Genomic DNA, 12,300 nt, shown 5'->3' with positions numbered 1-12,300 from the left:
ATGGGGCTGTTGCTTCGCCCGGATCTTGCAGACGAAAATCTTCCCAGCGCGTCGTGAAAGAGACACTCCATTGAATTGACCGGCACGGTCAGCTTTTACTGCGTGACGGCAGTCCGCACTGACCGACGGCATAAAGACCACGGCATGCGAAGCAAGCCGCGGTCTCCAGGGCGTTTCAGGGAAGGGAGGCGGGCGATCAGCGCACGCGTGCGCACGTTCGGCTGCGATACGCCGCGTCTGGACTACATCGCCTGTGCGTAGCGCGGATCTTCGGCATATACCGGGGTGTTGGTGCCACCGGCGGCCACGAACGGCACGCGACGCACCTTGAAAACGTCGAGGACAGAAGGGTCCGTCACCACGAGATCAACCAGACCATCCGGCCAGATCTGAACAACGCAAGCCTGCAGTGGGGGACTCGTCGCGCTCGACATGAAGTTGACCTGCTGATCGAGTGTAGGTGTTGCTGCGGGCGTAGTCTCGCCCGCATCGGTCTCTGGGGTGCTCATCTTCGTGTGCCTCGCGGTGAGTTCGAACAATCCCGCTCCCCATGCGAAAGGACAGGAGCGATATCTCGGCACCGCTTGCGGTACCTATAGGATTGAGGAACCCTTCATGTGCGGCAACTTCCCACGCTGTCAGCAAACGGACGTGGCGCCTCCCGTAACCAACCCACTACTGCGCTACCCGCTGCCCGGATTCGGAAAGCAGGACGTACACATGCGGAATGCGTTCCATGGCCAGTTCGATGCGTGGCCGCACCTTCACCCAGTCCAGACCACCCAGACCACACCCTAATGGCGGAATGGCAATCGAGCGGATGTCCCAGTACCTGAGGACATTCACCAGATCCGCGAGGCCCGCGTCGATGTCTTCTATCAGGCTTCGATCCCGCCAGTGGCGTTTCGTCGGAAAATTGATGATGTATTGGGGATTCTCCGGGGGATCCCTTTTGAACACAAAGACCTGTCCTGGCCGAACTTCTCCGCGCACGCAGGCCGTTGCGTAAGCTTCGAAGTTTTCTGGAAACATCTCCTTGAACTGCAAAGCGAGACCGCGACCCATCACGCCGACGCAATTCACCGGATTCACAACGGCTTCAACATCCACGTACAGGATGTTCCCATCAATCAGTTCGATCATTACCCATCCCTTCCTGTAATCTGCCGGCCGGGAGACTCATTCCCATCGTCTTCGGTACCGATTCCTGACCGCACCGCGGAGCTACGCGAATACCTGAGATCAGCTGGCCGGCAACCGTTCCGGAAAGCCCTCGTGGTCGTCCGCCTCCGCCTGCCCAGGCATGGACCGGAGGTAAGCCGCTGCATCTGCCAGACATGAAGCAACTTCCAGCAGCTCCGCTAGCGAGAGATCAACACCCTTGATCGTAAAATGCGACTGGATCAGACTTCCACAATCCTGCTGCCTTCCCGGGAACCACAAATCGCTGAACTCCTGCAAGAGTTCGCCGCATTCCTGCAACGTCAGTTCGACACCCCGTAGACGTACACTGATCACCAGAGGCCCATCGGGCTCGGTTGCCGCCTGTTCCTGTTGCGCGGGCGCTGGCTCGACGTGATCCGGCACGGGCGACGGGTGTGCGAGCCAGTAGCGGTACGCTGCGTTCGATCCTTCCGGAAGATCCTCGTCGCGAAGAAGCAGGCCATCGCCATGGAGCGTCCTGACCAGCTCGTACAGGCGGCTCTTTGACAGATTGAAACTTCCGGCTTGCAACGCAGAGAAAATCTCCATCGTACTCAGATGCTGGCCATTCGCCAGGATCTGGCAGATCCGTTCCCGAGCCGTCCCGAGTTGCGCAGAGTGCCGCGGGCCACCATGCTGCCCGTCGCCATTGGCTGTCTGGTCGCGAGCATTGGTCAACTGTGCTGTCTTATCAAGCTCGAACTGCGCCTGTTGTACTTTCGCGAGCAGGCTACCCGGCTCTGCGGGTTGCGTCGGGTCGAATTCCCTCTGCCGCGCCAGCTCCGCGTCCACACGCGCCTGCGCAGGCATTTCTATCGCGTCCCTGAGCCTGCAGGTCGGTTCGCCTCCAGACCTGTCTATCTCAAACCACCCCATCTGCTCAAGGAGCATGATTTCGCCCCGCACGCTCGACGGGGCAAAACCTGCCAGGCGTACTATCTCGACGATCGTTTCAACACTACGGACAGCGTGGTCCTGCATCGCTTTCCAGATCGCTGTCTCAATGCCTTCGCGCTGGTTGAGCGTCCCGAGTGTGTTCCTGACTGATGCCGTCTTCTTGTGCCTGTACACGGAAGACTTGCTCCATCGGCTACGCTCCTCGACTTCAGGCATCACCTTGCCCTCGATCAATCGCACGCAGATATCCAGCGCCTGGGCGGCTGTGCCGTACTTGTGCGAAGCGAGGCTTCCTTCATTCACTAACGTGTTTATCGCGCACACAATCGACTTGCCTTCGTATCCATGGCCTTTCAGGCCGTGGATAACGCTGGCGATCGAATGCTCGATGTGATCACTCAGAAACTTGTAGACCGCGACCTTCACGCTGTCATGCTCGCCATCTATCGCATTCTTGAGCGTGAACTGCGGATGTGTCACCGTTGGAACATGTCCATGCACAAGCAGGTTGCGCAAATCCTGCAAGCTCTTGACTGACATCCTCTCGATTGTCCGTTCATGTCTCACGGGTTCCTCCGTTCAGACGTGTGCTGGCAAACGTGGAAACGAGAAAGGTATCTTCCTGGCTTTCCGAAAAAATCAGGCTGTTCCCACGTTCTGTAAATAACCACAGGTATGCACGTCTGCGCAAAATCCAGAATTTTCGGGCATAGAAAGAGGGCAATGTCGCCCCCTTTTATTTCATTTACAAATCAACGTTTCCTATCCTCATTGAAGCATGAGTGTTCTGAAAACAGCCATGCTGCCGTTGCCATGTCCAAAGCCATAAAAGCCGTACTCAAACCTGCCTGTCTCCGGGTTGTAGATATTGTGCTGACGCAAGCGATCGATCAGCGTCAGTCCAAACTTCTCGATGGCGGCCGCAAGACATTCCATCTCATTCGGTGCCATCCGTTCCTCATTCTTAAATCGGACGTCTGCAATGAAGTTGTAAACGGCGTCCTTGTCTTCGTCCTTCGAGATGATTTCTTTCGTGAGATATTTCAGTACATCTTCGACGTCGATCCTCTGACGCATATATTTCACGTCGTTTTCAAAGTCCCTGATGGCTGGACCCAGATCGATCACCACACTTTTTGGTCCACGAAGAATATCCTCATCCCGGCTTTCATTGTTTTGCGCACCGCCCAGGTCTGGGTGGTCCTGGGAAAGACGATTGTTCGTTGTATTGTTCTGGTCCAAGATAAGTCCATGCTTGAACAGCGGTTTTTCAAAACTTCCCGCCTGTTTATTCCTGCAACGCAAGCACGATTGCTCCTTTTCCGAGGCGACCGCAAAATGCGTAGCGTAAAATGCCGTCCGCCGGATAGAGCATCATGTCGTGCAGCTTGCGGTGAAGCCCTCTTGCAATATTTTCAAGTGTTTTCGATAAAATCTCTCCGTACTGGTAATGTGTGACGGACTCCGTATCTGCCCACGCGATGATGTCCGCTACGGCCTCACGGCTGTTCCTCAGTGCATCAATCATCGTGCCCAGATACTCATCGAGATAAGGCTCGCCCATATCGCAATTGATGAGGCACGCGTCGAGCTGCGTTATTCCGTCGTGAAATTCAAGTACCACCGAATCTGGATACATGAGCATGCCTCGCATATCACGACACGGCGACGCGTGGGAGCTTCACGTCGCGCCCGCCGCGCAGCGTCAGGTTGTCCTGACCAAGGATGAGGCGTCCGAACACCCGGATTTGAGTGGTGAAAGCGGGCGTAACGGTCACGTCTGGATAAAAGACTGTGACGTCACGCAAGCTCCATTCCTGTGCGCTCACCCGCGCACGTATAAATGTCAGCCAGATCGCGCAGAACATTGAGGCGAGGTTGGCCGCCCAGGCGGGAATCACCATCCGGGTCAGGTCCGTGTCCGGGGCCATGCGGATCACATTGACGGCGTGTGCCGCAAAGATCAGTTCAAGTCTTGAAGCAGACGAAAGTCGGCCAAGATAGATACGTGCCCTTGAGAATTCCCCCTTTTCGAAAATGACCATGGCAGGTCTCGATTCACTGTCGGGGACCAGGTTCGGAATCCTTCGACGCTCCAGATCGGAAAGCACCAGTCTGAATATTCCGAACTCAAGATAGCCCCCCCATCTGCAACATCTTCCCTCATCCGCGAACACCAGGTACCTCCGGTCACCAATTTCGGTCAAGTCAATAGACATACCTTCCAGAATCGTAATATATGACCAACCCGCATTTAGTTCGTAACCCTTACCTGTTATCAATTGCGCGGCTGGAAATGTTTGAAAGGATGAGCTGATGAGTTCCGCATCGCCCTGAATATAGCCATGGCAGCACACCGTGGAGATAGAGGCCGAATTGCTCGGCACGACTGTGGAGTTTTTGACCAAACCTCTGTGCAGCGCGGGGAAGACCATGGCGATACCTGAGGGCTTCAAGTACTCGCATGTAATCGTTGAGGTTTTCTAACGCCAAGTCCCTTTGATAAATGCAGTTGATAACATCGTCGACTACCTTGTCAAATACCTCGTCATCGAGACTGTGCTTTACAATAGCTGCTTCCAGCATAGCCAATTCACTGCCGAACTCAAGAACTACGGAGTCCGGTACCCACTTGCCGTTACGCATGTGTTGAAAGTTCAAGGACGTGTTTTCTCGAGCGTCGCTCTACACCATTGCACATTGCGGTAAATTTCGACATCCGCAAAGCCGCTAAGGTGTGCCCCAATAGCCCTTCTGGCTGGCGTAAAGCGCGGCCTGATCCGTACTCGTGAGCAAGGCGCCGAACTGGATCACCTCGCAGAGTGTGGCGCTTGCCCCCGCGACCTCGGTAAGCACACCCGCGATGCAAAGCTGGGTGCCATCTCCGCCTGATCCGATCGAGCCGCTTGTCGAAGTCCCGTTCACGACGATGCTGCTCGCCGTCGTGTTGTAGTTTTCGGTGACGGAATTGATAGCGCCTGCAGTGACACTGTTGCTCGAAGTGAACCCAACGTTGTAGTCGTACATCTGATATTTCAGGTTCACTGCGTTAAGGGCGATGATCGAATAGTTGACGCTACCTGTCATGACCGTGAAGCTGCTGGACGTAGCCCCCGTCGGGATGCCAGTCACGCTCGCGCGACTGAAAGGCTGCTGGTTGATGGTGAGCTTGGTGGCATTCGCCAGAAGATTCTGGAATGAGCTTGCTGTTCCGGTCGCGAGCACGGCTGGTCGTGCCGATCCAGTCGAAGCGATATTGAGTGCGCCATTCGTGACGATCTGAGGTTGCTGGGTTGTCGTCGTACGCGCGAGGTTCGAGGAATTCGATGCGTTCGCGGTCTGGTCGTAAAGGGTCGTGACAAACCCGTTCGCCGCGCCTACAAATGCGAGCAGACCCGCAATATCGAGATCGCCTGTCGCCGTAAAGCCGATATCCTTTGCCGCGTTGTCGCTGTCACGGCGCACGTTCAGGCATGGCCCAGTATATCCACCACGTAACCGCCGCAGGCTCCAGGCGGCCACGACTGGCGTTGTCAGGCCATCAAGCAATCCGATGCGTGAGGCAACACCTGAAGCGTAGTGAGCTGCAACCTGCTGCGGGGTCAGCGCACTCGCATAGAGCGCCACTTCGCCGATCACGCCATCGAATGCGCCACACGTCCAGCCTGCCGATCCGATCTGCAAACCAGACTGGATGGTAACGTCGCCCTTGCTGGCAGACGCGAGCAGTGCGCCGTTCAGATATAGACTGTATGTGCCATTGCTGTATGTGACAACATGATGATTCGCAGTACCAGATGCGGGGGCGGTGTTCGTGCCAGACTGCACATTCTGGTAACTCGCGGGCCACAGAATGACGTTGTACGAGGCACTACCGCTGGCAACAGCTTCGATGCCCCAATCAATACCGGATGCCGATCCACTACCGCCGGTCCAGGTCTGGTTGCCCAGAAAGCGCACCCCGGTGTTGGTTCCCCAGGGTGTGCCGTGCGATCCGTCTGAGCCGGATACGGTATAGGCGCTGACATTCGTCCAGCATTCTGCGGACCACGCTGAGCCCGCGCAAAACTGCGTTGCTGCACTCACATCAACGTACGCATTGGCGGCCCCGCTTAGCCCGACATACGCGCTGCTCATTCCAGGCAGCAACGTTCCCTTACCCAGTTGCGCACCTGCCTGATAGCTGCCATTACGGCCGTTTCCTGAGATGTCCGCCGCCAGGGTGCCGCTGGTCTCATTCAGCGGCCAGTATGCATAAGGCGCGTCCGCCAGTACGACGGCGCGATACGGACTCGGCGTTTGCCAGTAGTTACATTGGTCAGTTATCAGGTTCTGCTGGTCGGCCGCAGGGAGTACCTCCGAAAAAAGAATAAGCTCCCCGTAGTTTGCCTGCATGCCGCGCGTGCCGTTATAGCCACCAATTTCCATCAACTGGCAACCGACCCCCGTTGCCCCGACACTGCCCGTTGCCTTCTGGCTGTTGAACGTGCACGCGCTATTGTTGAAATTGAACGTTTCGAGAATGTTGCCCGACATTCCGGCAGCTACCCCATTGATCGCCACGAAGCCTCCGTTCACGTACATGGTGAACTGGCCCGTTGCCGTCGCGTAAAGCTCGACCCACTGGTTGTTTGGTCCACCGCCGCTGAACAGAAGGATCGGGTTACCGGGAGACGTCGTAGGGGTTACGGGGAATGAAACGACTGACGAACGTGTAAAGGGCTGCGGCAGGTTCAATGGCGCAGTTGCATTGGTGGCCAGGTATTGTGCGTTCGTAGATGCACCATTCGTCGAGATACCGGCGCGACCGGCCGTTGGAATGGTAACGAGAGCGCCGGCATTGACGATTTGTGGCTGCGAGGCGGATGAGCCTTGCTGCAAGTGCGAATTGTTGCCGCTCTGGTCATAAAACGCCGTAACGTACGCGTTTCCGCTACCTGCAAAATTCAGGAGCTGCGTAACGTTCAGATCACCCGATCGGGTGAATCCAATGTCCAGGGTAGCGTTGTCGCTATCCCGTCGCACATTCAGACATGGACCAGCATATCCACCTCGAAGGCGACGCAAGCTCCATGCCCCTGCGGAGATCGCCACCAGCCGGTCAAGTATTCCTATCCAGGGAGGCGTCGTCACCTTGAGCAGCTGTCGTGAAAGGCGGCTCATGGACCTCTACCTCGCCACGAAACAATCATCGATCACACCGCCGTGCTGGGAGTAGAGCGCATTCATTGAGCGTCCTCTCTGAGGTCAATATCGTCAGTGCCACGGGACTTTATGGCGTGCCCCAATAGTTCTTCTGGTCTGCGTAGATGAGACCGATATCGTCCGCATCCAGCAACTGGTTGAACTGAAGGACTTCAGAAAATATGGACGATCCTCCGCTGAATCCACCCTGGGTCATTGAGATCAACGTCGCACTGTCAGCAATGGCTCCCAGGGAGCCACTTGTCTGCGTGCCATTGACCATGAGGCTGCTCGTCGTATTGTTGAAGTTTTCGATAACACTGTTGGCCTGATTGAAGGGCAACGCTACCGAGGAGGTGAAACTATTGTTCTGGTTATAAAGTTGGTAGTGGCCGCTGGCGACCCGTAGCGCCTCGTTGGCGATATCGTTGGTGCCAGTCATGATGGGAAAGGCCGAAGTCGGTGCCGATCCAGGAATACTGTTCACGGATGCGCGGGTGAACGGTCCGTTGATGGGAAACTGCGCGCCCTGGTCCAGCATGTACTGCGAATTGCCACTGCCCAGAATCCCGGGACGGGTGCCGCCACTCGTCACGAGAACGAGCACGCCCGCCTGAACGATGGGCGGATTGCCCGCGTAGTTCTTCATGGATGTGCCGTTTCCCGACTGGTCGTACAGTGCGGTTACAAACAGATCCCCCGTTCCCGCAAATGCGAGCAGACTGCTGGTGTCCAGGTTGCCGTCAAGAAGAAAATTGATGGTCGCGGTACTGTAGTCGCTCACACGTCTGACCATGCAGCACGCGCCGAAATATCTCCTGGTCAACCGTCGGAGGCTGTAGGCGCCGACTGGCCAGAGATTCAACAGATCCAGCAGGCCTGTATAGATCGGCCCACTGCACATAGGCAACCGCCTGGCAAGGCGGCTCATTGGTTTTGTCCTGCGACAAATGCGTCGTAGCTTGCGCCACCGTCCTGTGTGTAAATAACGAACGTATCGAGCTTGCCTGCCACACCGCTCAGGGAAGGCACAACGCCCTGGGGCCACCTGAAGGTGGCGGGCCAGGTAATCGCCGAACTTGCGCTGTTTTTTATGACGAGCACGAACTCCGCGAGTACACCGGCCGCGGGTGGATTGATGATCGAGAGTGTGGTTGTCGTGCTCGCGGCGATGGGAAGGTTGAAGAGAATTTCTGGCGCCCCCTGAACAATCGGCGTGAGATCAAGCGACACGTTCGCGCCAGCGGTGAGATTCACGATGACCGTCGTTTGCGCCGTCTTGATAGCGGCCTTGATCGGAGTTCCGAGCCCCTCGATGAGGCTCACCAGCTCTGCGATCAGGGTTTCGAGATTGGTTTCCGGGGAGACAGTGCTCATTGAACATCCCCTATGAGATCGGACGGCCAGGGCCGCCCGTGCTACGTCTAGTTGCCCGTCAATGCACGGTCCTGAACCCAGGTGCCCGGTGTTCCAGCTGCGACACAGGTCCATCCGCGTACGACATATTTGCTGCCGGCAGTACCCGTCTCGACGGGTGAGGCGTTACGCAGATACTTGCCCTGGTGCCAGGGGCCACCGGCGGTAGGCATGGTATTGGCGACGTCCTCACCGCCCAGCACGCCAAACGCATTGGCCTCGCGCATGCAGGCGATGCCCGCCTCCCATGCCATTCCTTTTGATGAAATCAGTGGACTGGAGCCCCCATAGATCCGCACGTTCGGGAACTGGCTTGTTGGCGCCAGCGTCACGCCATCCTGTTCGTACAGGTAGAAGCGCACATCCTCGATGAAGCTGGGGCGAACCAGATTCGTCCCAGGAAGCGTGACCTTGAAATAGGAGCTCAGGTTGACGAAGCCGTTGTTGACATCAACGACCTTGACCTTCCAGTTGCGCAACAGGAATTCCTGGCAGGTCGTGATGTCGACAAACTCGGTGATGTCCGTCATCACGCCGGCGTCGTACTCGCAGATAACGTCAACGTTCTGGACGTCGAGCTCCTGCAGCAGACCCGTGAAGCCCAGCGCGATGATCTTGACCGGGCGGATAATGCCCTGCACGGCACCGACGCGAACCGGGCCGCTCTGCGCGCTGCCTGAGCGAACCTGAACCAGAGTCCCAGGTCCCGCCACGGGTAGTGCGGGATTACGCTCAACCTGCACAAGCCCCACTTCCGTGATGCCCGCACTCTGCACCGCGATGGTTGCACCACCGTTGGCGGCAACCGCAGCGCCTGTCGGCGGATTGCCTCCCGTGTGCACAATGCGATCTACATGGATATTGGCTTCGTTCACCAGCGCCTGGTACTGGCCGGCGTAGTAAATGTCGCCGACGGTGTTGTCACCGTTGAGGTTATAGACCGCTTCGAGACCGCTATTCGTCACCCTCACACGGGTGAGTTCGCATGTCGTCGTGGCAAGTACCGCACCAACCCACACGTTATCAGCGTCAACGGCGCCGACCACCTTGTCCGCATAGCCCTCGACAGTCGCTGCACGAGCCGGCGAACCGGTCTGGCCGGCCAGGTTGTTCGGAAAGTTCCGCGCGTTGATATAGAACTTCTGGCCAGTACCGCCGTTGATCTCGATGCCGGACGGATGGGTTCCCGACCATGTTTCGCCCGACACGTTCTGGACGTTGTAGAGCCAGGCGACGCTATAGTCCGCCGTTGGACCGCTCAGGGTGCCCAATGCCACGGCAGTTCGACCGGCAAGGTTTCCATCAATCAGCCCCCAGGCGACGATGCGTGAATTCGGACCATTGAGCGTGATGCCAGGCGTCGACGAATTGTTGTTCAGCAGTCTGATCGAGGCGCCGGGTGACACCTCGATATCGCAGGCGACGTTGCAAATCACGGAGGAGATCGCGAGGATCCCGCAGACATGCTTCACGGGGAAGCCGGAATTCAGCGCAAGAAGGAAGTCAGCCGCGTCGTCAGTGGCCCCATCTACCAGCGCACCGTACATCTGGGGGGTCACGAACGGAATGGTCTTCAGCATCAGCACAGGCCCGAAATTGATGGTCTTGCCATCGGCCGTGCGCAGCTTGAAGCGGATCGTGTGGTCATCCTGATACTCGAACGTGATCTCTTTTGCCTGCATCGGGTCCGAGTTGTGGTTGCCAGAGAAGATCGTCGTGCCATCGGCCAGCACGGTGCGCGAATTCTTTCTCGCAGAACTCGTTGTGCCAACGCCATGCTGTTCCATGACTGCCGGCGTCTGGGGCGTCGTGTAGAGCGAGAAGAGACCACTGGCCGACTGGCCTGAATCGGCCACGATGTGTCCGCGGCCACTCGCGAACGCATAAGTCGTGTTCAGCACGTTCTGGAAGCCAAAGCCTGCCGAAAAGTCCGCGCCACTGAGAGCATGGATCTCGCGCCCGGCTACCAGCGTATAGTTCGTCAGGTTCGCCGTCGTGCATGCGTAGCCAAACGCGTAGCTGTTGTTGCCGGCCGCCGCACAATTGCGGCCCCATGTGATTGAGCCCGTCGACGCAACGCCATTCGGCTGCGCACCCTGGACTGAACTGTCGATTGACAGCAACGACGAGAAGCGTGTAATGAGCGTGCCTGGCGCAGCGGCCGCGGTTGCTTCGCCGACACCGCGGCCATAGAAAAGGCTGATGCCCGAGCGTGAAAGCGAAATTCGCTGGTTCGCCGCCACCCACATGCGCTCGTAACCAAACTCCCAGAGCGATGGGCCCAGCCAGTGCGTGTAATCGCCCGAGCCGGTCGCGTCGTACTCAGTTTGCAGGCCGGCCGCGCTGACGAAGACGACACGCGAATTGTCGTTCGTGCAGTAGTACTGCTGCGCCCACGTCGGCTCGTACCGGTCATGCAGACCACTCATGCCGGCGATCAGGAACGCGGTGTTTTCGTCGACCCATGATTCCGCCATGAACTGGTCGATGAGCGTGGAGAATTCTGCAAGGTAGGTCGTGAACGACTCCGCACGCTCGGCGCAACCGTCTGCGTTCACGCCACCGGCCTGGACCCAGTAGCAACTGCCATCGACAATCACATCCGCGCCGTTGCCCGCCCAGACCGGCTCAACTGCGCCTGTCGTTCCGGCGCCCACACAGATCCAGCACACGGCGCCGAGCGACGTGCTGTTGACCTCGTCTCCGGCAACATGAGGCGTACTGGGTGCCCATGACGGCAAGGGATTTGCATCGGTCGTAAAGCTGTCTGCTTCGCCCTGCAGCCCGATCACCGCGCTGACCGTCGTGATGCCGAGGGCCTGCAGTTCGGGCGAGGCAAGCGCGGTCTCAATTTTTGCCTTGAGCGCGGCGTAGCGTACGGCGCTCTGCGGCACCCAGTCCGAGAGGGGTTTGCCGCCCTGAGCGTCGTAGACAAGGAACGTGCTTGCCTGTGTCTCATCTGCCACGCGATGGACATAGGCCAGGCCCACATTGTTGTTCCCGTTATTCCCGGCAGGCGGGGGCAACGAAAAGGGCGGCTGCGTGTAGTCGCTACTACCCCACGTGCCCGTATCGGGATTCCAGACAAAGACGAGCTCGCTCGCCGGATTGGGGCCGCCATCGTGTACGCCCTCGGCATTCGACTGCCCCCAGATCACGTTAAGGGTGGATTTGCCTGGCAGGGCCACGGCATAGAGACCTTCGGCGTCGCCGGCGAGCATGTTGTCCGGGCGCGGATCGAGTCGGAGTAGTGCCTTGCTGTCCGAGCCGTCAACCAGCACATTGCCGGCGTCGGTCGACACGCCCAACACACTGCTGACCGCATTGCCGGCCTCTCCGGCGTAGCGCCTCGCGAGTGCAGCCGCTTCCTCAGAGGCGACAGCGCATTTCGATGCCCACGTCGCCGATTGAGCCGCTGAGGCCTGGTTGATATCTGCGTCGCTCGAGTCCGGCGACGGTGGAGTTTCGGGGTCGGACATGAAATGGCTTCCCTCATCAAATGGTCAAAGGCCATAAAATTCAGGAAGCGCAAAAAAAATCGGACTCGCCGTGAGCCCGATTTTTCATCGATGAACTACAGATCCCAGCTACGTTTCATAT

The 12,300-nt window shown here is 57.8% G+C and carries 10 protein-coding genes and 1 pseudogene; all 11 read right to left on the bottom strand.

Features of this window, described 5'->3' with window-relative positions; all coding sequences use genetic code 11:
* Window positions 1–242: 242 nt before the first annotated feature.
* Complete coding sequence (locus tag L0U80_RS31280; RefSeq protein WP_233875278.1) at window positions 243–509, bottom strand: hypothetical protein; 267 nt, start codon at window positions 507–509, stop codon at window positions 243–245.
* A gap of 166 nt (window positions 510–675) precedes the next feature.
* Entirely contained in the window at window positions 676–1,143 is a 468-nt protein-coding gene (locus L0U80_RS31275; RefSeq protein WP_233875275.1) for a macro domain-containing protein, read from the bottom strand.
* Between the two features lie 99 nt (window positions 1,144–1,242).
* Window positions 1,243–2,640 (bottom strand): hypothetical protein, encoded by a 1,398-nt coding sequence (locus tag L0U80_RS31270; RefSeq protein ID WP_233875272.1) that lies wholly within the window; start codon window positions 2,638–2,640, stop codon window positions 1,243–1,245.
* A 228-nt stretch (window positions 2,641–2,868) separates the two neighbouring features.
* Window positions 2,869–3,342, bottom strand: coding sequence for a hypothetical protein (locus L0U80_RS31265; RefSeq protein ID WP_233875270.1), 474 nt, complete (start codon window positions 3,340–3,342; stop codon window positions 2,869–2,871).
* Between the two features lie 46 nt (window positions 3,343–3,388).
* On the bottom strand, window positions 3,389–3,739 hold the full coding sequence (locus tag L0U80_RS31260; protein ID WP_233875267.1) for a hypothetical protein: 351 nt from the start codon (window positions 3,737–3,739) through the stop codon (window positions 3,389–3,391).
* 16 nt (window positions 3,740–3,755) lie between these two features.
* Window positions 3,756–4,535, bottom strand: coding sequence for a hypothetical protein (locus L0U80_RS31255; protein WP_233875258.1), 780 nt, complete (start codon window positions 4,533–4,535; stop codon window positions 3,756–3,758).
* 295 nt (window positions 4,536–4,830) lie between these two features.
* Window positions 4,831–6,684, bottom strand: coding sequence for a LamG-like jellyroll fold domain-containing protein (locus L0U80_RS31250; protein WP_233875256.1), 1,854 nt, complete (start codon window positions 6,682–6,684; stop codon window positions 4,831–4,833).
* 183 nt (window positions 6,685–6,867) lie between these two features.
* Window positions 6,868–7,263 (bottom strand): annotated as a pseudogene (locus L0U80_RS31915) (arabinofuranosidase catalytic domain-containing protein); the annotation flags it as partial.
* A 109-nt stretch (window positions 7,264–7,372) separates the two neighbouring features.
* Window positions 7,373–8,215 carry a hypothetical protein gene (locus L0U80_RS31245; RefSeq protein ID WP_233875254.1) on the bottom strand — a complete coding sequence of 281 codons (843 nt, stop codon included), beginning with the start codon at window positions 8,213–8,215 and terminating at the stop codon, window positions 7,373–7,375.
* Window positions 8,212–8,661: a hypothetical protein gene (locus tag L0U80_RS31240; protein ID WP_233875252.1), complete on the bottom strand. Its 450-nt coding sequence runs from the start codon at window positions 8,659–8,661 to the stop codon at window positions 8,212–8,214. Before L0U80_RS31240 ends, L0U80_RS31245 begins: the two co-directional genes overlap by 4 nt.
* Window positions 8,662–8,708: 47 nt before the next feature.
* Window positions 8,709–12,179, bottom strand: coding sequence for a hypothetical protein (locus L0U80_RS31235; protein ID WP_233875231.1), 3,471 nt, complete (start codon window positions 12,177–12,179; stop codon window positions 8,709–8,711).
* Between the last annotated feature and the right edge of the window lie 121 nt (window positions 12,180–12,300).

The organism is Paraburkholderia adhaesiva (assembly GCF_021390575.1).
Classification (GTDB): domain Bacteria; phylum Pseudomonadota; class Gammaproteobacteria; order Burkholderiales; family Burkholderiaceae; genus Paraburkholderia; species Paraburkholderia adhaesiva.
Note: the sequence above shows the minus strand (reverse complement) of the source record. Positions and strands in the feature narration are given on the sequence as shown.

Excerpts from the sequence above, each read along its gene's own strand:
- L0U80_RS31250 (WP_233875256.1), bottom strand. The coding sequence starts at position 6,684 with ATGTACGTGAACGGAGGCTTCGTGGCGATCAATGGGGTAGCTGCCGGA.
- L0U80_RS31260 (WP_233875267.1), bottom strand. The coding sequence starts at position 3,739 with ATGTATCCAGATTCGGTGGTACTTGAATTTCACGACGGAATAACGCAG.
- L0U80_RS31245 (WP_233875254.1), bottom strand. The coding sequence starts at position 8,215 with ATGAGCCGCCTTGCCAGGCGGTTGCCTATGTGCAGTGGGCCGATCTAT.
- L0U80_RS31255 (WP_233875258.1), bottom strand. The coding sequence starts at position 4,535 with ATGGTCTTCCCCGCGCTGCACAGAGGTTTGGTCAAAAACTCCACAGTC.
- L0U80_RS31240 (WP_233875252.1), bottom strand. The coding sequence starts at position 8,661 with ATGAGCACTGTCTCCCCGGAAACCAATCTCGAAACCCTGATCGCAGAG.
- L0U80_RS31280 (WP_233875278.1), bottom strand. The coding sequence starts at position 509 with ATGAGCACCCCAGAGACCGATGCGGGCGAGACTACGCCCGCAGCAACA.
- L0U80_RS31270 (WP_233875272.1), bottom strand. The coding sequence starts at position 2,640 with ATGTCAGTCAAGAGCTTGCAGGATTTGCGCAACCTGCTTGTGCATGGA.
- L0U80_RS31275 (WP_233875275.1), bottom strand. The coding sequence starts at position 1,143 with ATGATCGAACTGATTGATGGGAACATCCTGTACGTGGATGTTGAAGCC.
- L0U80_RS31235 (WP_233875231.1), bottom strand. The coding sequence starts at position 12,179 with ATGTCCGACCCCGAAACTCCACCGTCGCCGGACTCGAGCGACGCAGAT.